The organism is Candidatus Moraniibacteriota bacterium, assembly GCA_026396275.1.
GTDB lineage: Bacteria > Patescibacteriota > Minisyncoccia > Moranbacterales > JAPLXC01 > JAPLXC01.
This window is the reverse complement of record JAPLXC010000006.1, coordinates 1-23,919: the sequence shown is the minus strand read 5'-3', so window position 1 is coordinate 23,919 and position 23,919 is coordinate 1. Positions and strand designations below refer to the sequence as shown.

General features: G+C 42.8%; 24 protein-coding genes, 1 tRNA gene, 1 pseudogene and 1 other annotated feature. Of the genes and pseudogenes, 15 read left to right on the top strand and 11 right to left on the bottom strand.

The annotated features are described in order from the left end of the window. The first annotated feature begins 7 nt into the window (after positions 1–7). From gap to rplL, 9 genes are all read left to right on the top strand, one after another. Positions 8–1,009, top strand: coding sequence for a type I glyceraldehyde-3-phosphate dehydrogenase (gene gap, locus NT136_01835; protein ID MCX6765681.1), 1,002 nt, complete (start codon positions 8–10; stop codon positions 1,007–1,009). A 1,423-nt stretch (positions 1,010–2,432) separates the two neighbouring features. Beyond that, complete coding sequence (locus NT136_01830; GenBank protein ID MCX6765680.1) at positions 2,433–3,515, top strand: glycosyltransferase family 2 protein; 1,083 nt, start codon at positions 2,433–2,435, stop codon at positions 3,513–3,515. 18 nt (positions 3,516–3,533) lie between these two features. Next, entirely contained in the window at positions 3,534–4,640 is a 1,107-nt protein-coding gene (locus NT136_01825) for a hypothetical protein (protein MCX6765679.1), read from the top strand. Positions 4,641–4,783: 143 nt separating this feature from the next. Next, positions 4,784–5,260 (top strand): hypothetical protein, encoded by a 477-nt coding sequence (locus NT136_01820; protein ID MCX6765678.1) that lies wholly within the window; start codon positions 4,784–4,786, stop codon positions 5,258–5,260. 21 nt (positions 5,261–5,281) lie between these two features. Further along, entirely contained in the window at positions 5,282–5,905 is a 624-nt protein-coding gene (locus NT136_01815; protein MCX6765677.1) for a hypothetical protein, read from the top strand. Positions 5,906–6,237: 332 nt separating this feature from the next. Continuing rightward, a complete protein-coding gene (locus NT136_01810) occupies positions 6,238–8,586 on the top strand; it encodes an AAA family ATPase (protein ID MCX6765676.1) in 2,349 nt (782 codons plus the stop codon). Between the two features lie 97 nt (positions 8,587–8,683). Continuing rightward, on the top strand, positions 8,684–9,124 hold the full coding sequence (gene rpsP, locus NT136_01805) for a 30S ribosomal protein S16 (protein MCX6765675.1): 441 nt from the start codon (positions 8,684–8,686) through the stop codon (positions 9,122–9,124). Positions 9,125–9,158: 34 nt separating this feature from the next. Beyond that, positions 9,159–9,284, top strand: a sequence feature (ribosomal protein L10 leader region). A 132-nt stretch (positions 9,285–9,416) separates the two neighbouring features. Beyond that, entirely contained in the window at positions 9,417–9,929 is a 513-nt protein-coding gene (gene rplJ / locus NT136_01800) for a 50S ribosomal protein L10 (protein ID MCX6765674.1), read from the top strand. Between the two features lie 116 nt (positions 9,930–10,045). Then, a complete protein-coding gene (gene rplL / locus NT136_01795) occupies positions 10,046–10,459 on the top strand; it encodes a 50S ribosomal protein L7/L12 (GenBank protein MCX6765673.1) in 414 nt (137 codons plus the stop codon). A 101-nt stretch (positions 10,460–10,560) separates the two neighbouring features. Here the strand turns inward: rplL and NT136_01790 are convergent, their stop codons facing one another. From NT136_01790 to NT136_01740, 11 genes and pseudogenes are all read right to left on the bottom strand, one after another. Then, positions 10,561–11,085 (bottom strand): hypothetical protein, encoded by a 525-nt coding sequence (locus NT136_01790; protein MCX6765672.1) that lies wholly within the window; start codon positions 11,083–11,085, stop codon positions 10,561–10,563. A gap of 72 nt (positions 11,086–11,157) precedes the next feature. After that, entirely contained in the window at positions 11,158–11,355 is a 198-nt protein-coding gene (locus tag NT136_01785; protein MCX6765671.1) for a hypothetical protein, read from the bottom strand. Positions 11,356–11,496: 141 nt separating this feature from the next. Further along, on the bottom strand, positions 11,497–11,733 hold the full coding sequence (locus tag NT136_01780) for a hypothetical protein (GenBank protein MCX6765670.1): 237 nt from the start codon (positions 11,731–11,733) through the stop codon (positions 11,497–11,499). A gap of 67 nt (positions 11,734–11,800) precedes the next feature. Beyond that, complete coding sequence (locus NT136_01775; protein MCX6765669.1) at positions 11,801–14,014, bottom strand: glycosyltransferase; 2,214 nt, start codon at positions 14,012–14,014, stop codon at positions 11,801–11,803. A gap of 8 nt (positions 14,015–14,022) precedes the next feature. Next, positions 14,023–15,054 carry a pesticidal protein Cry7Aa gene (locus NT136_01770; GenBank protein MCX6765668.1) on the bottom strand — a complete coding sequence of 344 codons (1,032 nt, stop codon included), beginning with the start codon at positions 15,052–15,054 and terminating at the stop codon, positions 14,023–14,025. Between the two features lie 23 nt (positions 15,055–15,077). After that, positions 15,078–15,479: a phosphomannose isomerase type II C-terminal cupin domain gene (locus NT136_01765; protein ID MCX6765667.1), complete on the bottom strand. Its 402-nt coding sequence runs from the start codon at positions 15,477–15,479 to the stop codon at positions 15,078–15,080. Positions 15,480–15,688: 209 nt separating this feature from the next. Further along, positions 15,689–15,841: pseudogene (locus tag NT136_01760) on the bottom strand (glycosyltransferase). Positions 15,842–16,258: 417 nt separating this feature from the next. Continuing rightward, a tRNA-Gln gene (locus NT136_01755) sits at positions 16,259–16,332 on the bottom strand. A gap of 40 nt (positions 16,333–16,372) precedes the next feature. Continuing rightward, positions 16,373–18,127 carry a DNA polymerase III subunit gamma/tau gene (gene dnaX, locus NT136_01750; protein ID MCX6765666.1) on the bottom strand — a complete coding sequence of 585 codons (1,755 nt, stop codon included), beginning with the start codon at positions 18,125–18,127 and terminating at the stop codon, positions 16,373–16,375. Between the two features lie 154 nt (positions 18,128–18,281). Next, the gene (locus NT136_01745; protein MCX6765665.1) at positions 18,282–18,944 is read right to left on the bottom strand and encodes a GtrA family protein; all 663 of its coding nucleotides are present in this window, start codon (positions 18,942–18,944) and stop codon (positions 18,282–18,284) included. Continuing rightward, positions 18,931–19,680 (bottom strand): hypothetical protein, encoded by a 750-nt coding sequence (locus NT136_01740; GenBank protein ID MCX6765664.1) that lies wholly within the window; start codon positions 19,678–19,680, stop codon positions 18,931–18,933. Before NT136_01740 ends, NT136_01745 begins: the two co-directional genes overlap by 14 nt. Positions 19,681–19,967: 287 nt before the next feature. Between NT136_01740 and NT136_01735 the strand changes: the two genes are divergently transcribed. From NT136_01735 to NT136_01710, 6 genes are all read left to right on the top strand, one after another. Beyond that, complete coding sequence (locus tag NT136_01735; protein ID MCX6765663.1) at positions 19,968–20,246, top strand: MGMT family protein; 279 nt, start codon at positions 19,968–19,970, stop codon at positions 20,244–20,246. Between the two features lie 12 nt (positions 20,247–20,258). Beyond that, positions 20,259–20,777, top strand: coding sequence for a nitroreductase family protein (locus NT136_01730; GenBank protein MCX6765662.1), 519 nt, complete (start codon positions 20,259–20,261; stop codon positions 20,775–20,777). Then, positions 20,774–21,223, top strand: coding sequence for an archease (locus NT136_01725; protein ID MCX6765661.1), 450 nt, complete (start codon positions 20,774–20,776; stop codon positions 21,221–21,223). The genes NT136_01730 and NT136_01725 overlap by 4 nt, the downstream gene beginning before the upstream one ends. 94 nt (positions 21,224–21,317) lie before the next feature. After that, entirely contained in the window at positions 21,318–22,667 is a 1,350-nt protein-coding gene (locus NT136_01720; GenBank protein MCX6765660.1) for an RtcB family protein, read from the top strand. A gap of 31 nt (positions 22,668–22,698) precedes the next feature. After that, a complete protein-coding gene (locus tag NT136_01715; protein ID MCX6765659.1) occupies positions 22,699–23,379 on the top strand; it encodes a PD-(D/E)XK nuclease family protein in 681 nt (226 codons plus the stop codon). Positions 23,380–23,384: 5 nt separating this feature from the next. Next, positions 23,385–23,919, top strand: a 535-nt coding sequence (locus NT136_01710; protein MCX6765658.1) for a YbhB/YbcL family Raf kinase inhibitor-like protein, incomplete at its 3' end; no start/stop codon positions are given.

The window sequence follows — 23,919 nt, the reverse complement described above, 5'->3', positions numbered from 1 at the left end:
AAAATTTATGGTTAAAATCGCCATCAACGGCTTTGGCCGCATTGGCCGGCCGACATTCAAAATTGCCTTTGAAAAAGAGGATATTGAGGTCGTCGCCATTAACGATTTAACTGACATCAGGACCGCGGCTCATTTGCTCAAGTATGATTCACTGTATGGACGCTATGAGCGAGAAGTTATCGCTGATGAGGATAACAGAGAATTAATTGTTGCTGGAACGCGGATCAAGTACTTAACTGAGCCAGATCCAGAAAAACTTCCCTGGAATGAGTTGGGAGTTGATATTGTCTTGGAATGCACCGGCGTTTTTGAAAATAGGGAAGCGACTGAAAAGCACCTGAAAGCCGGAGCCAAGAAAGTCATTCTGTCAGCTCCTCCTAAAGACGACATCCCGGTATATCTTTTGGGAGTGAACGAAAAAGATTATCAGGGCGAGGACATTATTTCCAACGGCTCCTGTACGACCAACTGCTTAGCGCCGATGATTAAAGTGCTGGATGATCTGTGTGGGGTGGAGAAGGGCTTTATGACGACCGCTCATTCCTACACCAACGACCAGCGGTTGCACGACCTTCCCCATAAGGACCTGCGGCGGGCCCGGGCGGCGGCAGTAAATATCATTCCGACCACCACCGGAGCGGCCAAAACTGTCGGCAAGGTATTAAAACATTTAGAGGGTAAACTTGATGGTATAGCTCTTCGTGTTCCTACACCAGTGGTCTCCATTGTTGATTTCATTTGCACGGTGAAAAATCCGAAAAGCGTGGAAGAGATCAATAATGCTTTCCGGGAGGCGGCCGAAGGGGAACTCAAAGGTATACTAATAGTTTCCACTGAAGGGCTTGTTTCCATGGATTTCAAAGGCGATCCGGCTAGCGCTATTATCGATCTTCCGCTGACGATGGCAAACGGCAATTTGGTGAAAATCGTCGGCTGGTATGATAATGAGTGGGGATACTCTAACCGGCTGGTGGAACTGGCAGAATTTGTTAGTGAGTTTAGAGATTAGGGTTAAGAAGCCGGTATAGTTCAAGGTTAAGGTTAAGTTAAAAGCCAAAATACGTAACCCCTATACCAAACGGGCATCATAACCCTAACCTATTGACCATATTTTTAGATAATAGCTGCTTGACAAAATTTCAATAATATGCGAAAGTAAAACATAAGGAATTTGTTCTTTTTATTTACAACTTTTCAAAGATCAAGGCCGCAACAAGAAATTTAAGCGGCCGGAAAGGAGAGTGGTGATATACATGAAAGCGATGGCATTCACGGATAAGGGAGCGTAAAATCGGCAGGTTGCTCGGATAAGGTATTAGCGTCGCTCTGGAAAAGTTTCAAAGGACAGGCAAAATAAAAACCCGATGGAGAGTACGAGAAAGGAGGTGTAATTCCAATAGGCTTGTAGAGCGATCATTATAAGCTTGTGCCATTAAGATAATGATCTCTTGTTGCTGGTTACGCCGGTGGCAAGTTTACTGGTGTTATTGGTTAAAAAGTGGCACCAGAAATGCTATAAGTTTGGGATTTAAGAAATTTTACTTTCTCACTCGTGATGGGTCAGGTGTTTATGAGGTGAACTTGCGGTATAATGTCCCGGTTAAATTGGCCATGTCTAAAACCTTTTAAAGGATCATCGGATTCCAATTAGGGAAGGCTATAATGCCCCGCTAAACTGGTAGCTATTACTTAATGTAATGGTCCAGTATAATATATCGGTAGCATAAATACCTGGCCAAGCAACGCTCTGCGGATTGCGTTGAACTGCACGGACTCATAAACTCTCCCAATCTCGGACAAGGTTCAGAGCAGCAGGAGAGTTGATACAGCAATCCCCAGGCCCAATATCTTTGAAAATCTCCCCCGAAAAAGTAGAGTTTTATCAAAAAATCGCAGGGGGATTTAAGGGGAGAAAGAGATATTTGTAAGCTTAAAGTATTTAGTAAAAGTATAAAATAGAGCCAAAAGTATCTCAATTTTAATCTCTTTCTCTCCTGCCCAAAAAAATATAAGTTCGAGAAGCGCGTGTGCGGCGTTGAGGATATCAGCGATATCCCACGAACCAATTGAAATATTATTGGAGAAAGCCCCCGCCTGCCACTCTGGCGCAAGTCATACGGGCAGGCCGCGCTCTCAAAGCAATAAAAGAGTATGAGAATGCAAGATGCTGGACCGAAAGAAGCTCAAGCGATAAGGTTTGAAAAAACAAACTCGAAGAGCTTCGAAAATCAGCAACTTGTATCTCTCTGCTCTTTTTAATTTGGTTTTTTTCAATAATTTGCTTTAATAAAGGAAAAATTAATCATTTACCCTTGACGCCTCTCAGTATCTTGCTATCGTTCTAACACGGAAGTTAGTTATTTTACAATTAAAATTTTCAGAAAGGAGGTGAGATATGAAAAATCAGTTCCTGAAAGAAAGGAGGTGAGAAAATGAAGCTTCTGGACTGGAGGTGGTGGCTGGGGATGAAGCCGAAGATCGTTTCCGTACCGCCAGAAAAGGATTACACAATAACAGTGATCATCCCTGCATATAACGAAGAGAGGTCAATAAGGAGGACAATAGGCAGCGTTAAAGCGCAGACAGCGAAGATAGATGAGATAATAGTTGTGGATGACTGTTCCTCTGACAAGACAGGAGAGTTTTCCAGGCAGATGAGAGCCAGGGTCATAAGGACTCCCGTGAACCAGGGCACCAAGGCGCAGGCACAGAATTTTGCGCTTCCTTACGTGAAAACAGAACTAGTCGCCACCATTGACGCGGACACTGTTCTGGCCAAAGACGCGATAGAGAAGACGCTTCCCTACTTCAACGACCCGCTGACCGCTTCGGTATGCGGGTTCGTGATTCCTCAGAGGATTAAAACCGTCTGGGAAAGAGGGCGCTTCATAGAATATGTTTTCGGCATAAGCATATTCAAAGCCGGCCAGAACAATATGGGGGCGGTGCTCGTTTCATCAGGATGCTTCTCTGTCTTCAGGGCAGAGCTCCTACAAGAATTCGGAGGCTTCAAGGCAAGGACCATGGCAGAAGACATGGACCTCACGTGGGAATTCTCGATAAGCGGCTATCGCATTTATTGCGATCAGAGGGCTTACTGCTTCCCGGCAGATCCGCCCACGCTAAGGATATTCGTGAATCAGGTTGATCGATGGACAAGAAGCTTCTTACAGAACGTATCAATCCATAGTTTCAGGAAAAACAAGAAGCTGGGGGCTTTCATTTACGGATATCTTATTGAATCGCTTCTTTCCCCTTTTATTCTACTCGCAGGATGCTTCCTGATCACAAAAAATATAATTGAAGCAATTGCGCTAAGCATCCTGGCCGAGCTTGCGCTTGTCTCAGTGCCCTGCCTGATAAAAGGAGCAAGAATAGGATTGTTCTGGAAAACCTTAACATCTATTCCTGCATACTTTGTGATAAGACCTGTAAACTTCTATGTTTTCTGGCGCTCGCTCTGGAAGGAATGGATTGTCCGGGAGCGATTGTCAAGCTGGAATAAAGGACACTAAAGAAAGGAGAAAAGGAAAGTGAAAAGAAGGGAATTTATTAAATGTTCGGCAATAGGCTTTTTGGGGGCTCTTGCGTTTCCGAAGTCCCTTCTCTCGTCTCAGAGGAAGATGCTTGTTCTGGGAAAATCGAAAATCATAGTTCCTAAGGCATCATATGTAGGAACCCAGGTTGATAGAGTTGTCCGTGACATAGCATGGAAGAATTCAAAGTTCGATGAAAGGGCAGACCCCCACAGGCGCATCAGAACAAAAGAGGACGTTGTCCCCTATATGGAAGGCAGAATGGTGCAGTTTCTAATGGACTATGCTGACGTTAAGGTCTGCTCGCTTTCTCCTGCGAGGGCTGTAAGGAAAATGGATGGTTTTTACTATGCAGGAGACGGAACATCAGGAAATTACCCTTTCCTTATAGACCCCAGCAAAGTGGATTACCCTACAGCAGCGTTCTTGGATGGCAGAAACAAGGCAATTCTGCCTGACACCCACGGATTCAACATGGTTGCAGAAGAAGCTCGCAGAATGAAAATTTTAGAGAAACTTGATCTCGTAATAGCCTGCATGGACACTCCGGCCAAGGCTGACGCGGCACTCTTTCTCGCTAGAAATGGGATAAACTGCTTCGGACCCTGCGACAGGTTTGCATATCAGCTCATAGGTTACAGGAAGCTTGTTCCGAAAGGTGTTACAATAATGGGAACCGCCCCTATAAGGAAGCACCAGAACGGAGCAGTCATAGGAGATCAACCAGTCAGCATAAGCCTGGAAGAGAAGATAGTAGTTCAGTTCACGGAAAAGGGCTATCCGGATCAGTACTGCGACACACCTGCAAGGTATTTCAAGCAACTGGAAAAAATCCTCAAATTGAAACTTAACCTTAAAAGTGTCGCTGCAGGAGTGGGGGAAACATTCAAAGTAGTGGCAGAGGCGGAAAAATCGCGATCCAAAGCAATAGGTGTGAGAATCTTCAACCAGGAGGATGCAAAGCCCGTTGCTGAATGGCTCAAGAAAGACAAGAGCAACAGAGCTATTTTTTTTCATTCCGCACCCTACGAACCCGGATACGAAATGTTCTTCAGGTTCCCTGAGCAGACAAGCTTCGGAGATCTGGAGCCGATTGTCGAATGAAAGGAGGTGATGTGAAGAGTACCAATTCAGCGCCGAAGCGCTTGATAGGATAGCGGCTTGCGTCAAGAGCAGAGGCGGCTTTGAGGTTGTTGCGGTCTCAGGCTTCCTGAGGCCAGGCAAAAAAACAGCAAAAGGAGGAGAACGTGTTAAAAAGCGCAAAAATAATGCTGGCAGCAGTATGCCTTGCTTTTCTCTGCGTGGCTGGCGCCGCGTTCGCGGAAACGCCCATGGGCTATCCCTGGTTGACCTGGGGGGAAGGCACCCAAACCATCGGAAACCCCGACACAGAAAGGGGGTTTAAGCTGGACGCCTATTTCGAGCAGGGAATCGACTGGACCAGAATAGGCGAAACCGATTGGATATTCAACACCTTTCTTGGTCTAAGAGGCACGATTTCAGACCACAAATCCGACTACTGGAACAATAAAGTCGGACCGTGGGCAGGAATCAAGCTTAAGCACCCCCTTAAGGTCTCTGAAAACTCCTGGGGGGATATGGCGATCGGACTGAGAGGAGAGTATTATGATTATTTCGGCGGCTCCAGAAGATCTGTTAAGAACGACATAAGAGTAGTCGGTTTCTTGCAGTGGTCTTTAGGAGGCGACTGGAAGAAGAAGTAAAGAAAGGGGAGGTGATATAACATGTACGAGAGTCCCCAAAGCCTGTGCAGCGCTCTGTTACATCTTCTGCTAAAACACCCAATCCTGATAATAGCACTTGGGCTTGCTGCTGTTGTATCTATCACAAGCATAGGGTTTAAGGAAGACCCCTCGAATGTAGAGCAGAAAATCCAGGCCAAAATCGAAGAGGTCACATCGCCCCAGAAAGAAAAAATGGCAAACGAAGCGCCTCCTACATTCAAGGCTATTATGAAGGCCGAAAGCGGACTATCCCTCGAATTACTGGAATCTGCGCAAATATATTTTGAAGCCATAAGCAGATTGGGTGGAGTCGTGAAAGGTGCTCACCCCGACAAAAAATCCTTCGGACCCCCAGGACTTACACGAATTGCGCTTGAAGATGTGCTTAAGAAGCTTCCTGATTGCAAAGACCTTGGTTTTGACGAGATTCTTAATGACTCGGAGGCGAGCACGAAATTTGCGTACCTCTACTTCCTCGATCTCATTTATAGGTTTAAGTCGGTGGAAACGGCTGTCATAGCCTACCACCACGGGCCAACTTTCGTTCAGAAATCACTGAAGGAGGGCAAGAAGCTGCCCCGCGGGTATCTGGATAAGGTGAGGTCCATACTGAAGCAGAAGTAAGGCCTTAAAGGTTCTCCATCTTCTAATGGAGCCAATTTATGGCCGGAATTCACTATAGCTGGGCGAGAAGCGCGCGGAGTTAGGATAAAATCCTACAACCAGTGCAACAGCACTGCGTAATCCTCGCACTCTCGAAAAAACAAAGAGCATGAGAATGCAAGAAGCTGACCAAAAATCAGCATCTTGTATCTCTCTGCTCTTTTTTATTTTGCTCAAATATGCTACAATACATGCGGATAATCACTGATCTGATACTGATTTACACAGATCACGGATTAAATTATTCTATCCGTGATTAGTGTTAATCTGTTTCTTTTGGGTGTTCATCAGTCATGTATTTAAGAAAGATAGAACTCTCCGGCTTTAAATCTTTCGCTCAGAGAACAACTCTGGAATTTTTGCCGGCGTGCAGTTTTCGTCCTGGCAAAAATCACTGCGGCATCACGGCTATCGTTGGTCCCAATGGTTCGGGAAAGTCCAATATTGCCGACGCTATCCGCTGGACAATGGGAGAACAATCTATGAAGAATCTGCGAGGAAAGAAATCTGAAGACGTGATATTCGCCGGTTCCGGCAAAAAGTCCCGTTTAGGTTCAGCGATTGTCACGCTTCATTTTGACAACAGCGATAAAAAGATACCTCTTGAATTTTCCGAAGTAACTATATCGCGCAAGCTTTTCCGCAACGGCGAATCGGACTACCTTATTAATGGCAACCGGGTACGTTTAATTGATGTGATTGATATACTCGCTAAAGCTGGTGTTGGCAAGGAAAGTTATTGCGTCATCAATCAAGGAATGACTGATGGCGTCTTGAGTGCTACTCCTTCCGAGCGGCGGGTAGTTCTGGAAGACGCGGCCGGGGTAAAACAGTATCAGATAAAAAAAGAAAGAGCTATCCGCAAACTGGAATCATCCCAGACCAATCTGGAGCGGGTGGGGGATCTGGTTAAGGAAATTGCTCCTCACCTGCGCATGCTCAAGCGCCAGGCGGCCAAAGCTCAAAAAGGCAAAGAATTAGTAGCAGTTCTTCGCGAAAAGCAAATCAAACTTTTTTCTTATTTGTGGCATGTGTTTCAGAAAGAAAAAGAAATCTTGTCCGGAGAAAAGAACGACTTAGGAGCCAAGATGATGAACGTTCAACGCGCGGTGGATAAGATGAATGACGAACTTAATAAGGAATCAAGAGAAGTACAGGATTTCCGGAAGTTAGAGGCGCTGGAAAAGGAAAAAGAGACGCTGCGCGAGCAATTGAACGCTCTGGAGAAAGAGTTAGTCATTACCGAAGGCCGGCTGGAAATTGAGAGGGAAAAAAAGATCCAGGACGAGCTGATTGAACAAATTCCGGTAGATCACGGATATGTCCGGGATCATCTTGAAAAAATCCGCCGGGATCAGGAGAAGCTGATAGAGCGGCTGGGAAAAGTTGAGCGCCTTGAGGAACTCCAGGACATTCGGGAATTTGCCAGGGCCATTCAGCAGGAATTATTTGAACTGCGGCGCATAATCGGGGAAGGAAAAGTAGAAGTTGAAAAAGAAATGTCGGCGGAAGCGGAAGCGCAGAAGGAAAAAATAAAAAATCTCTCTGTGATGATGGAGAAGATAAGAAAAAAAATTGAGCAGCAGAAGAAGGAAATTGAAAGAGTCGGGGAGGCCATTGGGCAAGAAACGGAGCGCAGCAAAAATCTCCGCCAGAAATTTTTTGAACTGGAGAGAATGACTCGGGCCAAGCAGGACGAACTCGGAAAACTTAAAGATCAATTCAATGAAGCAAAAGTGGACTTGGCGAAAGTGGAGGTGCGCGAAGAAGATTTGACCGGCCAAATTTACAATGAACTCCGACTGAAACCCAATGATTTGCGCTATGACGGCCAGCCGTGCAATAAAGAAGAATTGGAGCGGGAAATTGCCAAGACCAAGGTCCAACTGGAACAAGCAGGAGGAATTGATCCTCTGATAATTGAAGAATATGAAGAGACCAGAAAGCGTTTTGAATTTCTTTCCCAGGAATCGGAAGATCTGAAAAAAGCCATGAAGTCATTGCGAGAGGTAATAAAAGAAATGGACCAAAAGATCAGCAAGATTTTCAATGAAGCGTTTGAGCGGATTAACGAGGAATTTACAAAATATTTCCGGATTATTTTTGGAGGAGGAAACGCCTATCTTATTAAATCAAAAATAAAAAATCAAAAATTAAAATTAAGAGAGGAAGAATTGATTAATATTAAGGATAATGAAACAGGAACAGAAGCCGACGAAGATAAATTAGAAGAACTAGAAGAGGAAAAGGAAGAAATTGGAATTGATATCTTTGCCTGTCCGCCGGGGAAAAGAATTACCAGTTTAAATATGCTTTCCGGCGGCGAGCGGTCGCTCACATCCATCGCTTTGCTTTTTTCCATTATTTCCTACAATCCGCCTCCGTTTTCGGTACTGGATGAAGTGGACGCGGCGCTGGATGAAGCTAATTCCCGCCGCTTTGGAAGAATTCTTCAGGAACTCGCGGCTAACACCCAATTTGTTGTAATTACTCATAATCGGGAGACCATGCGCCAAGCGTCGCTGCTTTACGGAGTTACAATGGGATCAGACGGAATTTCCAAACTGCTTTCCATTCGCCTGGATCAGGTGGGAGAAGAAGGGAAAATTATCGATGAAGCCGAGAGGCAGAGAGCAAGTTGACATCTTTTAAATAATGCTGTAATCTGGGGAAATAAAGAGGTCCGACCTCTTTTGGCCGCTGTGGTCGCAAGAGGTCGGACCTCTAAAAATTATAATTATGCTAACGATCAGGTTTAACCGGGTGGGAAAAAGAAATAAGGCGTATTTCAGGATTGTGGTTCAAGAGCACACCGTTGCGCCAGGAGGGCGCCACGTAGAAGTGCTGGGAAGCTATGATCCCCGCCTCAAAAAGGGCTCGTTTGAAAAGGAGCGAATTGGTTATTGGATAGAGAAGGGAGCGCAGGTTTCGGACTCGGTTTATAACCTTCTGATAAGAGAGAAAGTTATTGAAGGAAAAAAGAGACCGATTAAAATTAAGAAAAAGCGGGAAGATAAGACAGAATTGAAAGAGGAATCAAAGAAGCCGGAAGAAAAAAAGGAGGCGACTAAAAAAGAAGAGCCAAAAGCGGAAGAAACCAAGACGGAAAAGACAGAAGAAAAAATAAAGGAAAAGAATACCAAAACCCATGAAGGAAAGCTGGAAGAACCAAAAGCTTAATAAAACTTGACATATTTAGCGAGAAAGTTATAATATTAGAGTAATTGAATATCCGCAGACAACAGGTTGTCGAGAGACGTAAATCCTGTCGAGGAAGCAAAGCAAGTGAGTTTCATTTGCGGTTGGGTCTGCAGTCAAACGCAGATTTTTGGTTTTCTCTACGAAGATTTCTTTACGAATTATCCCGCCGCAGCGGGACCCCGCCAAGGCGGTGGCAAATTAATTACGAATGTGACGAATAATGAAAATAATTCGTATATTCGTACGAGATTCGTAATTAGTAGACAATCACATGCTTACCAAGGACCAGAAGAAACAACTAGTAAAGGACTTATCGGAAAAAATTAAAGCGTCGAAATCCGCTGTTTTTGTCGATTATAAAGGATTGAAAGTAAAGGATTTAAGCGAACTCAAAAAAGAGTTGAAAAAAAATAAAGTTCATCTGAAGGTTGTTAAAAAAACTCTTATTAAAAGGGCACTCAAGGATTCGGGAATAGAGATGGATGTCAAAGGCCTCGAAGGGCAAGTTGCGATAGCCATTTCTGAAGATGAAATCGCGGGAGCGAAAATTATTGATAAATTCGGAAAAACAAATGAAAATATAAAGATCCTGGCCGGCATCCTTCAGAAAAAACTGATGACCTCGGCGGAAGTTAAAGCTCTGGCCAAGCTTCCCGGAAAAGAAGAAATGCTGGCCAAGCTCGTCAGCACCATCAACGCGCCAGTATCAGGATTCGTCAACGTTCTAGCCGGAAACATCCGAGGATTAGTTCAGGTCTTGAAAGCTGTTTCGGAAAAAAAATAGAGGAAAATAATTTTTTAAATAATTTGTAATACCTTTGTGTCATTCTCGCGAAAGCGGGAATCCAGAAATTTACTAGATTCCGGGTCAAGCCCGGAATGACATAAGAAAATTAAATTATGACCGAAGAAAAAAAGGCAGTCGAAGTTCCACAAAAGTTTCAAAAGATCGTCGAGGAGATTGAGAAGATGAGCGTTTTAGATTTGGCGGAACTGGTGAAGATCCTCGAAGAAAAATTCGGGGTGAGCGCAGCCGCTCCGGTTATGATGGGAGCCGCTCCTGCAGCCGGCGCGGATGAAGCAGCTGGCGCAGCCGAGGAGAAAACCGAGTTTGACGTGGAGCTTACCACTGCCGGTGCCCAGAAAATCAATGTGATTAAGGCAGTACGTGGAATTACCGGACTGGGACTCAAGGAAGCCAAAGATATGGTGGACGGTGCTCCAAAGGTAATCAAAGAGAAAATAGCCAAAGCACAAGCGGAAGAAGCGAAGAAGAAACTGGAGGAAGTTGGCGCCACGGTAACTCTGAAATAAGAGTGGAATATTTTTTGTTCAACTACACGGTTTTAAAAAAGAACCCCGGTATTGGCGGGGCTCTTTTTTATTGAAGATAATATTAATGTCAGCAAATCCTTTTATCTAATTCTTAATTTTTTAAGTATTTTCTTTACTTCGTTTTTTAATGGTTCTTTTGGATTTACCGCTGCTTGGGAATCTTTCCAGAACATTTTAATCATTTCCAATGGGCTGATTTTCGTGTATTCGCCGGGGAATTTCATTTTGATTTTCTTCTTCTCGGCTTTATCAAGTTTTGCCGTTAAACGCTCCGCAACGTAGCGGGGCGCAAAAAGATAAATTTCACGAATTCGATAACCAGCCAGAAGATCATGAATAGCCGTGTGAGCCCGGCGGGCGAATTTTCTTTTAAGATCAGCAATATACTGACCGTGGTGGGAAAGCGCTCCTACTCTGGCTTGGCCCCAAGAAATCCCAATAAAACCTTGTTTTTCCCGGGCCTCTTCGCGGGGCGGCATTTTAATAGTATTTTTTTCCTCCAGCTTTCCGTCCAGTGCCAGATAAAACCTGGCTTCGTATTCTCCGCTGGATACAAAAAGCGTCGGATAGTCCTTAAACTGGGGAAGATTTTTTGGAATTTGCATAAGAGGGTAAATTTGAAACCACCTTTCTATTTTTAGTACAAATATGAGAGGAGATTTATTCGGCAGAGCCGGTCAGAAACTGTAAGCTGAAGTAATGATTTTTAGAAACCAGGGCAGAATGAAAACAAGAGCTACCAGCGGTAGGACAATAGTAACGACGGTGATAATAAGCGTCCAGAGAAAATACTTCCTCGTTTTCTCAACAGAAGAATGGATTTCCTCCAGTTTCCTTTCCTGCTCTTCAAATTTTTTCAAAATTTCTGGGTCCATAGTTTTTCGTGGTTGACCATCGTGGACAACGTTAGAACCGTGTTTATGAAAGCAAATAGTTATATTTATATACCGGATTTAAAACCGTAAAACTAAAAATAATATCGGTTAGTTTTATCCATTATTTTGTCTCTCTTTGTTTTATTTCAAGGCAATATTTTTAAAAAGATTTTCGTATTCATTAACCATACGTTCTACTGAAAAGCGTTTTTCTACGCTATCCCTGCATTTGGCAGGTGAAATCATTTCGACTTTTTTAACCGACCCGGCCATCTCGTCAATAATCACCAAACCAAACTTATCTTTCAAATTATCCAAATTTTCCAATTCTTGATAATTAAAAAGCTTATAACCAGTCTCAAATTTGATTGGCTCCAATTTATTTCTCTCATCTAAAATTTCAAAGTGGCGATATTTTGTCCAAATTACCAATCGCAACTACCATTTAATCAAGAGTCATGCGAGCAATAAGATAGGACACCGTTGATTCAGCCCCTTGATTCAAATTAATTTCTTTTTCTCCGACCCCATCATAACATCCGCCTGTCGTATGATCGTAGACTACCTGACCCAACATATTATTTCCCAGAAACCAGTCAAAGGCATTGCGAATCTTTTCTTTATATTTTGTATCACCACTCACTTCATACATTGCTTTTAGCGCTAAAACAAGCGCCGTCACTTCCTCCGGTTGCTGATCATAAAGCGTTTTCTTTCCACCTCTTTTAAACCAACCGCTCTGCCCAACAGGAGCGCAACGATTTATCTTGAATGAATGGAATGCGAGAAAATCAAGCGCAGCTTTGGCAATATTAAAACATTTTTGATCGCCTATCTGTTTGTATGCCAAGAGCAGAGATTCGGGAATGACACCATTTGAATAAGCCAAAATATCTTCAAACCACTGCCAGTTAGGTTCACTGTTTTTTTTATATAATCCCACAAGATATTTGCAATATTTTTTTAGCATAACTTCATATCTTATGTCATAATCGTATTCTAACCATTCACATAGAGCTTTTATATAAAATGCCGCTGCCCTCGGAACAGGCACTATTTTATTTAAATCAAACTTCATCCTAAAAATTTTTGCAGCTTTCTTTTTTATTGACAGTGGCATAGATTTCGAAGCAGCCACGACAGTCAACGCATACATTCCACGTGCGCAAGCATCATCCAAGCATTCCTGAGTATTGCGTTCAACGTTAAGTGTTTTGTCGTGATTAACATAATTGTGGCACCCAGGACTACTAAAAATATACTTGAGAAATTTGAGGTAAATATGAGCCAATTTTAAGGCTGTTGCATTTTTATATTTCTCATAATATCTAGTAACCGCAATCAATGCTCGTGCATTATCATCCAGAGTATACCCCGAATCCGGATCCGGCTCTGTAAGTTTTGCAAATTGGAGCATGCCAAAATTATTAGTCAATTTTATTAAGTGTTTGAGCTTAATCTCAGGTAAATTTTTTTCCTGCAATCCTAATTCGGGCACAATAGCTATAAACTCTTGCATATAAGAAAGCGCGACATTCTGCCAGATCATCTTTCTGGTTCTGAAATAGGCCTTTTTACCCATTTCTATTCCAAGATTTTTTCCATCTAAAATCTCATTGATGGCCCTGGCAATAGCTGAAGGATTTTTGAATTCAACTAATCTTCCAACTTCTCTTGTCACGTCTTCTTTGGCTTGGGCAAAGGCAGTTGAAACTACTGAACGTCCGGCGCCAAGAGCATATGATAGTGTTCCTGAAACTGCTTGATTTGGATCAAGAGAAGGTGAAAGATATATATCTGTCGCTTGTAAGAATTGCAAAATTTTTTCTGTCGGGAGATATGTATTATAAAAAATAACATTTTTATTCAAACCGAGTTTAAATACAAGTCTGCTAAGATTATTTCGATATGCTTCTCCTTCTTTTTTTAAAACTACTGGATGAGTCGCGCCCACAATCAAATAGACCACGTTGGGAAATTTTTTCACTACTTCCGGAAGAGCCTCAATAGCATACTCAATTCCTTTGCCTTCATTCAAGAGTCCGAAAGTTAAAATTACCGTCTTTCCGCTTAATCCAAGCGCCAGCTTAGCTTTTGCAGTACCTTGATAAGGAGTAGCGTGAATGCCGTGTGGAATGATTTTGATTTTATTGGGATGAATGCCATAATCAGCCATTAATATTTTTTTTGACGTTTCAGTCATCACAATAATGCATCTGACATAATCATTGATAGCCACTACAATTTCCTTGTATTTTTCAAAATATGGGTTTGATTCCGGTAGAATAGTGTGCATAGCAATCACAACCGGCTTTTTTATCTCACGTAAAAAATCAAGCAAATACGAGCCCTTTTTACCACCATGAATACCAAACTCATGCTGGATACAAATTAATTTTACTGAAAGTATTTTGTTAAGTTGCTGGGCAACTTTCGCATATTCGCTTTTCTTGGTCTGAGAAATTTGCATAATGACCGATTTGGGGTAATTCAAGCGACTCAATTCATTAACATTCAAAGCAACGACTTTCGCTTCTTCTTGAGGAAAAAAAAGCTCATTAAAAACATTAATAAGATCTCTGGTAAATGTAGCTATGCCGCATTCTCTGGGAGGAAAAGTTGACAAATAGACAATCCAATTTTTATTTATTATTTTCATACATTTATTTAATTCAAAATAGCGTCATTCTTCAATTCGGAAAGTAAACTTTTTAAATTAATACTTTTGGCGGCAATGAGCTTGTCGCCCGCTCCATAATAAATAAAAAGTTGGCCGTCGCGAACAACGCAGCCTGTTGGAAAAACTACATTATTGACATCCCCCTTTTTTTCCCATTCCTCTTTGGGAGAAAAAAGAGGCACTCGCAAACGGCCGATTACTTGCGTAGGATTATCGCGATTAAGTAGCGCGGCACTGGCATGATAAATTTTTCCGTATTTTGAATCCTCTACTGCATGATAAATCAGGAGCCAGCCATCCTCCGTCTCAATAGGAACCGCTCCGCCACCGATGTTGCGATTCTCAAACTCATACTTTGGATCAAGAATGATATACTTATCAAGTTCAACAAAATATTTTCGCCAGTAATTGTCATTGAGCTCAGAAAATGAATTAAAATAAGCAACCTGGATTCCAGGGAGTACTCGATGAATAAGAGCAAATTTTCCGTTAAATTTTTTCGGAAAAATAAACGCATCTTTTTCCCACAGAAAAACATCTTTCCCTACTCGGTCTTTCAGCACTGATTCAAAAAATTGGTATCTTTCTCGCACTCTCGACTGTCTAAATAAATCTTCTACTTCATCGTAAGTAAATTGCGCCGAAATAATTCCATGTTTTTCAAAATGCGCAAGATCTTTGCTGGTAGCATAGGCAATCATGGCATTTTTTCTGTCATAGACGGTATAAAAAAAATAATATATTCCATCCAAAAAAACGATGCGAGGATCTTCTATGCCTTTTTTTTCAAAGTCATGTTCAGGAACCAAAATTGGATGATCAAGTCGATTAACTATTTTCCCATTCTCATCGATTTGACAATATCCAATTGAAGAAACAAGATCGCCCTTTCGCACTGCTCGATAAAACATATGCGTAATTCCGTTTGCTTCAATACACGTCGGATTGAGCACCGCTTCATTTTCAAACGGCAAATTGGTTGCCTGAAGAATAATTCCTTCGTCTTTAACTTGAACCATAATAAATATCTTAAAATAATAATCTATACGCGTCCGTAGTCATCTTCATATCGAACAATATCATCCTCATCAAAAAGTCCCCTGTCAACCTCGACAACCACAAGCGATTTTACATTATCACTGTTGATCATATGATGTTTTTCGCCTTGAGGCACATAAGCGCAATCACCGACTTTCACAGAAATTTTTTTATCACCAATAATGAATTCTCCTTTCCCGGAGACTACATTCCATTGTTCGGAGCGTTGCGCGTGCGACTGCAAAGAAAGTTTACTGCCAGGATTGACAGAAATTCTTTTTATTACGATTTCAGTTTTACTTCCTGGCTCATCTGAAAAAAAACGGTCCAGTATTTCAAATTCTCCCCAAGGCCTTTTCGTTATAGGTTTCATTGATTCATCCTTTTGTTTGTCATAATTACTTATAGTAAAGAAAAATTAAAGCTAAATTCGCGCAATTTATAGAATATATATACTATTAGCATACATTTTTTTAGGGAGATGGTCAATAATTTTATCTTCAACCAAAACAATCCTCGAATATTGTAAAAGCAAAAACAGGGTTTTATTCCTGCTTTCGTAAAAATGCGTCCAACAACACAGCAGCATTTTTCTCTGAGCGTCCTTGTGAATGTTTTCACTGGCTTCCAGACGGCAGGATCCTTGGTATTGTTGTCAATGGTCAGCACTTCGAAGTGATCGTATTTGAGGCGTGAAAGCGCTTCCAGCGTTTGCATGAGAATGGTCAGTGGTTCGTTATATGCCGGCACGAAAATTGAAACAAACGGTTCTGCGCTCATTTTGCCGCGTTTTGGCTTGAAGTCTGGCAATAAGACGATAATTATTTGAAAAATTGACAAAAAAAGCCCTATAACTACGTTTAGGACTAGAAGAATAACGACGTACTTGGGTATGAAAGCCGATGCTGTTAAGATGAGAAGAAAAAATAGAATAAGTATCATATTTATCAATTTTATGCTTAATTGACGCTGAAAACCGGAACTGGATAAAAAATAGCGCCTGCTAACATGATGATAACCGGCGTTAACCGCGCCTCAAATTTTCCCTTATCTACTATCAGTTTCTATTTTAGCATAATAACGAATTTTTTCCAGTGGCTGTACAATTTTTGGGCATGCAAAGAAGTATCAGAAATTTCGGGGCTTTCTTTGAGGCCTATAGATCTCTCGATGAAAAAGTCTGACTGGTTGGGAGGGAAGGAGTCGGACCTTCATTCACAGCTTCAAAGGCTGCTGTCCTACCATTAGACGACCTCCCAGCTTAAATCCTGGCGATGGCGGGCAGGCAAAGGTTACTTCCTATTTACCCGTCTCTGGCGGGTCGCCGACGAGGCGACCTCCCATTATCTTCATCGCTTCATCCAGCAGCGGATTGTCTTTGGAACCCCGCTTAGCGCTTTCTTCTTGCTTCTTACTGCCTATCTTTATTCCCGCCTCTTCTTCCGTGACGAACTTAGTAGTTACTTTAGCGCCCAAAATCTTTTCAAGGACTTCTTCAATTCTCATCCGGCTTTTGCTCTCGTTGAGCTTGTCTTTGTAAAAGATGTAGCGGGTGGCAATTATAATTTTATTTTCTTTGATTTCCACCGGCTGGCAGTTGGAAAGAAGAGCTACCAGCGAATGGTTGTACTTTCTGATTTCCCGGAGTAGCTCATTCCATTTGCTTTCCACCAATTCAATCGTCAAATCAGCAGGTATCTCGGTTCTTTCATTGCTGATTTTTTCGGCGACTCCCCTTTTTCTTGCCTCTTCACTCTTCACTTCTAATTCTTGATTTCCTGCCTTGCCGTCTCGCCTGCAGGACGGACAAGCAGGCAGGATGATTCCTGCTTCCTGTTTCATATTTCCCTTTTCATACTCCCTGCTTTCTGCTTTCTCTTTATTACTTATTGTCTCTTCCTGAGTGGCCTTTATAACCGCCAGCTCCAGCGGAAGCTGGGGAATAAAAGAGAATCGAACCGTTTGCCTGGTCTCAATCAGGCAGTTAATAATGTGCAGTATTTCCTGGCTGGAAGAGGAGTGCGCTTGCAATTCCAACGTCTTAATTTGCTCGGCGGTGAGTTCCAGAGAAAAGAGATGAGCTAAATCTAGATCAACGGAGACAAGCATCAACTGGCGGAGGTAATTCAAAAGCGATTTGTAAAACACTTCCAGGTTGACGCCGTCATCAGAAAGCTTATTGATCAGAGATAGCGCCCCGGCGGCGTTTTTTTCCAGAATAAATCCGGCCATTTTTTCAACTGACTGATGCCCCGTTGTTCCCAATATTTCCTCAACTTCCTTGGAAGTAATGCTTTTGTCCTCAAAGGAGATAATTTGGGCAAGCAATGATTCAGCGTCGCGCATTCCTCCTTCGGCCGCCAAGGCAATCATTTCCAAAGCATTCTTTTCAATTTCAATTTTTTCCTGATTAGCAATAAAGGAAAGTTTTTTGATAATCTGCTCCAGCGAAAGCCGGGCAAAATCAAACCGCTGGCAGCGCGATATTATTGTTTCCGGAATTTTGTGGATGGCGGTGGTGGCCAGAATGAAAATGACATGAGCCGGTGGTTCTTCCAGGGTCTTCAGGAGAGCATTGAATGCTCCGGTGGAAAGCATGTGCGCCTCGTCAATAATATAGACCTTAAATCTCGCCTGCGTGGGAGGAAGCTTTACGGTTTCTCTTAATTCCCGGATGTTGTCCACTCCGGTATTTGAGGCGGCGTCAATTTCAATGATATCAAGGGATCGGCCTTCGTTTATGTTCTTACAAATATCGCATTGGTTGCAGGGTTCGAAATCTTTTTTAGGATTTTTACCCGCTTCCGCCGGGCTTCGGCGGATGCTCAATTTGCTTGCGTCTCGTTCCTTGCCGAGCAAATTGGCACAATTAACGGCTTTGGCAAAAATTCGCGCCAGTGTCGTTTTTCCTGTCCCGCGAGGACCGGCAAAAAGGTAGGCCTGACCGATGCGATTGTGCTTCACCGCATTGGAAAGCGTCTGAACGACGGGCTTTTGGCCGACGATTTCAGCAAATGTCTGGGGGCGGTATTTTCGGTATAAAGTGGTAGACATAGGACTGATTTAACTAATTTGGAGTACCTATTGGTACCCCTTGAATCCATAGATATTATATCACCATGGTGAGTTCGTCGCAACGTTTTAAAGTAACAAAAAACCAAGCTCTCAATAAACTTGGTTTTCGGGATTTCATTAAGGTTCAGTTATATCATTTTCTGAACACCCAGAGCTTATATCCTACGAAATTCCAAATGAGCGAGACAACAGTAGCAAGTAGTGCTCCAACATTAGCCCAGCGCTCGGGAGACATACCGGCCTGAGGCCCAATAACATTAACGACTATGGAGGCGAGAGAAATGTTTATTATTAGTCCTATAACACTAACCCCGAAGAATTTTCCCATTTCTTGCGCGTTGGCGGTTTCTTGCGATCCAAACGTCCAATGTTTGTTCCAAAGATAACTGCTGATATTAGCGACGATGAAAGAAATGCCTTTAAAAACGGTATAGCCAATGCCGGCAGCAGTTCCTGTTAGAGCGATTAGAATATTTAAAACTCCCCAATCCAAAAAAGTATTAAAAGCACCAACAGCTCCAAACTTTGCAAACTGAAAGGCAATCGGTATCCTTCGGCCAATAATTGAAGCTATCCATAAAGCAAGGTTGGCAAAAATTACGAAAAATATTACAAGAAATAGTACAGTTATCAAATTTAATTTAAGAAAAGGCAGGTTAATGTTTTTGAGAATCGGAATTGAGAAAAGCGCAAATGATAATCCGATAAAAGAAACTAGAAAATAATCTCTCTTGGTTAAGGTTACACCTGGTGGACTTTCCATTTTTTTGTATTTTAATTTTTTATTGCTGTTCATTTTTAATTTCTTCTTCAACTTCCTTGATGTCCGTGGTCCATTCGTCGGCTACCGACTCCTCCTCTTGGCTGCCCGCCGTAGCTGGCTCATTTCCATTTTTCATTTGGACTTCTTCTTTCAGGGATTCTATCTCTTTGTCAATATCAAACTTCCGGCTGACGATTCCCAAACTCTTATCTTTTCCTTTCTTGATGACATTTTCAATGGCCGCCCAGGAACTCTCAAGAAACCTCGGAACCACGATGGCCACTTCGTCACCTGGCTCGACTTTATAATAGGTAGTTGAGGCCAAAAGAATCCGGTAGGGATTGCCTTCAGCAATCACATAATAATTTCCCCGCTCGTCTTGGCTCGCGATTCCAATGGCGTGGCGGCGCTCCACCGGGCCGATTTGCTTGTAAATAAAAGACCCGTCGGGAGTGATAGTCAGTTTTAACATATCTCCTTCGACGAGCTTGGATTTGGAAGCGTAATTAGCCGGCACCGGATACTGCTTTCCGTCTATTCCGATCATAATCTGGCCGTCGAACGTGCCTTCAATGATAGTGCCGTCGCCTTCTTTTGATTCGCTTTTTCTTTTTCTTCCTGTTTTTTTCTTTCCTTCCAATTGCAGCAGCATGGCCTTGGCGCCCTGGATTGTTTTTTCGGCGCTCATTATCATTTCCCGCAGCGACTGGATTTTATGGGTCTTTTCGGCTTCGGTTATTTCACTTTCATTTTGATTTTCATTTTTCACAATTTTGTTTTGACTGGCGGATCTTAAAAATGAAAAATCCCCCTAAGGCCTGCCAGTGTTTTGTTTTACAATAGAATTATATAACAATTCGCGCCAGGTGGCAATTGTGGATAACTACTGATCAGCTTCATAGGTCGGCTTTTAATTTTTCCTAAAAGAGCAAAAAAGAGTAAAATAGAAATATATGAGAAACTACGCAAAAGTCGGTGGCAGAAAGGGAAAACCGGGCTACCGGACCCCTTCACCATTCCGTTATAAAAAACACTTAAGTGTAACGCGGCTAAAAAATGAAAGAAAGAGCGGGAAAAAGAAATAGTACATTTAAGGACAGGGTTTTAAAAGTTGTGGCCCGCATCCCCAGAGGAAGAGTTTTAACCTACCGGGAAGTAGCCAAGCGGGCGAGTAGTCCGCGCGCCTGGCGGGCGGTAGGCAGCATCCTAAATAAAAATTACGATCCTAAAATTGTCTGCCATCGGGTGATTCGCTCGGACGGAAAAATCGGGGGATATAACAGAGGAACGAAGAATAAAATTAGTCTTTTACAAAAAGAAGGTGTTAAGATTTAATTTCAAATAAAAATGGAATTCGAAAATGTTTTAAGAACAAGGCAATCAGTGAGAAAGTTTCAGGGAAAAGAGATCCCGCGAGAGACCCTGCAAAAAATTTTGGAACTGGCCAGTCGCGCTCCTTCAGCCGGAAACCTACAGGCATTCAAGGTTGTAATTATAAAAGATGAAGCCATGCGAAAAAAGCTTTCGAAGGCCGCTTTGGATCAGCAATCAGTAGCAGAAGCACCTGTTAATTTGGTGATATGTGCGGTTCCTGAAGAATCAGCCGCCAAATACGGAGAACGGGGGAGAACGCTTTATGCCATCCAGGACGCTACTATATTTGCCGCTTATATTCAGCTAACAGCTACTAATCTTGGCCTTTCTTCCGTTTGGGTCGGAGCATTTGACGAAGGGAAAGTATCGGATATTTTGGGTCTGGAAGAAAATATGATACCGCTGGCCATAATTCCTTTGGGGTTTTCCGCTGAAAAGCCGGAAAGAAAAAGGAGGAAAGGCCTAGAAGAAATTATTCACAAAGAGATATGAAATCATATAAATTGCTGCCTCACACGGCCGATACGCGGCTTTACGTGGAATCCGATACTTTGGCGGGTCTTTTTGAAGCGGCACTGGAGGGGATGAGTAATATAATTAAAAGTTCCCCGCCAAAGGCGGGTCCGCCTCTGGCGGAAAAAATAAAAAATAGAGACAATAAGCCGGAAATTGTTAAGGGTATAAACTTAACAGCGCCAGATACAACGTCGCTTCTTATTGATTTTCTTTCCGAGGTTTTGACTTATTCCCAGGAAGAAAAAGCGGTCTTTAGAAAAGCGGACATAGAAAAATTAACCGACACCGGTCTTGAAACCAATGTCTATGGGAAAAAAGTTGATGGATTTGATGAGGATATCAAAGCAGTTACTTACCACGAAGCGGAGATAAAGAAGAATGAGAAAGGAAACTATGAAACAGTAATAATTTTCGATATTTAATTTTTGATTTAGATGCACAATGACTGTTTCTAAAAAAGATCTAAATAAGATATCTGATTATCTCTGGGAAATACCCCGGTCATACCGATCAGATATGCGCGTTCCGGCGCGGATTTACGCTACCGGAAAAATGCTGGACGATATTGGTCGCGACCGGTCACTGGAGCAATTAATAAACGTAACAACTCTTCCTGGCATCCAAAAGAATGCCTTAGTTATGCCGGACGCTCATGAGGGTTACGGGTTTCCCATTGGCGGAGTAGCAGTGACTCACTATCCGGATGGCGTTATTTCTCCCGGCGGCATTGGCTATGATATCAACTGTGGAGTGCGGCTCCTGAAATCAAATCTTTATTACGAGGATGCCAGAAATTATCTTAGTCAATTAGCTGATGAATTATATAAAACAATTCCCTCCGGTGTCGGGCGGGGAGGAAAATTAAAACTCAACAGCCGGGAATTGGATGAGGTCCTGGCCGGTGGTGTTGGCTGGGCAGTTAAAAAAGGATACGGAGAAAAAGAAGATATGGAGCACATTGAGTCCAGTGGATCGCTTCCCGAAGCGCGGCCGGAAACGGTCTTCAAACATGCCAAAAATAGAGGAAGAGATCAATTGGGAACCCTGGGAGCGGGAAACCATTTTTTGGAAATAGACAGAGTAGATGAAATATTTGATGAAGATTGTGCCAAGGCCTTCGGTTTATATCTTAATCAAATAGTCATTCTGATCCATACTGGCTCGCGCGGACTTGGCCATCAAGTGGCAACTGATTACATTCGAATAATGAACAAAGCAATGCCGAAATATAAAATTTCCGTTCCGGACAGAGAGTTAGTATGCGTGCCTTTTAAGTCACCGGAAGGTCAGGATTATTTTTCGGCAATGGCAGCGGCGGCTAATTTCGCCTGGACAAATAGACAGCTTATCACTTGGGGAATAAGAAAATCCTGGAAAAAAGTTTTAGGAAACCCGGGCGGTGAACTTTCAATTTTATACGATGTAGCGCACAATATTGCCAAAATAGAAGAACACACTATCATGAAACATGAAACATGTAACACGAAACAAAAATTAATTGTTCATAGGAAGGGGGCGACACGGGCTTTCCCGGAGCAACCTGTGATTATCCCAGGTAGTATGGGTACTGCCTCATATGTTTTAGTAGGAACACATACTGCGATGCAAGAAACTTTCGGCTCAACTTGCCACGGGGCGGGAAGAGCAATGTCGCGCCACGCTGCTAAGCGAAGCGTTGACGCCGGGAAACTTAAACGCGAACTGGAAAAAAAAGGGATTTATGTCCAGGCAGGATCCATACGCGGGCTTGCCGAAGAAGCGCCACAGGCCTATAAAGATATAGATGAAGTAGTAAACGTCGTCCACAACGTCGGAATTGCTCTTAAAGTCGCAAAATTGCGTCCCCTGGTAGTTATTAAGGGCTAGGGAATTAGCAGGTATGCGAGAATAATTAAATATGAAAAACAATAATCCTATTCGTCTTTCTCCCACTACCGGACTTAATTTGTTTGCCGAATGCCCGCGGTGTTTTTGGCTGCATTATAACAAGGGAGTGCACCGTCCGCGGGGAATTTTTCCTTCGCTTCCTAGTGGAATGGATTTGGTAATCAAGGATTACTTTGACCAGTATCGCGGATCGCTCCCTCCGGAACTTTCCGGAAAAGTGGAAGGAGTGCTTATGCCGGATAAAAAACTTATGAACCGCTGGCGCAACTGGCGTACGGGGTTGGAATACCGCGACGAAAAATTAAACGCAGTTCTATTCGGTGCGATGGATGATTGTCTTCTAGAAGACGGAAAATATATTCCGCTGGACTATAAGACCAGGGGAAGTAGTCCTAAAGACGGTGACAGCGAGAGATATTATCGGCTGCAGTTAAGTTCATATCTTTTGCTTTTGCAGTCCAATGGTTTTCCGGTAGGCGAGGAGGCGTATCTCGTTTATTATTATCCCCAAAAAGTTGAAAGCGGCGGCATCGTCAAATTTAACGTTAAGCCGGTGAGAATTGCTGCCAGCGCGGAACTGGCCAAGGAAACTTTCGAATCGGCGGTAAAATTTCTCCAGGGGCCTTTGCCTAAACATCATTCCAGTTGCGAGTATTGCTGCTGGAACAAGGACCTGCTGGAATTTGATTGAATTCTATGAAAAAGATTATATTTATCATTGTTATATTGCTTATAATTATTTCAGGCGGTATAATGGTAATTGTCAGCAGAAGCAAGAAACAACCGCCCTTAATTAGTGATCAAAAAATAATTATGAAACTTTCCAGTCCTGCGTTTGAAAATAATCAATATATTCCGTCCGATTATACCTGCGACGGGAAAAATATTAGCCCGCCGCTTATTATTTCAGATGCGTCTCCAGTAGCTAAAAGTTTAGTACTTATCGTGGACGATCCGGACGCCCCGCGCGGGGACTGGGTTCACTGGACAATCTGGAATGTTAAACCGGACACCCGAGAGATCGCGGAAAACAGCGTGCCGGAAGGAGCAATAGAAGGAATGACTGATTTCGGCCGACCCGGCTACGGAGGTCCCTGCCCGCCTCGCGTCGACGAGCGACAGCGAGTCGAGGCGGGTCCGCCTTCCGGAGTTCACCGCTACCAATTCAAACTCTACGCGCTTGATGTTGTTTTGGACTTAAGCAGCACTTCTGCTAAACAGGATATTGAAC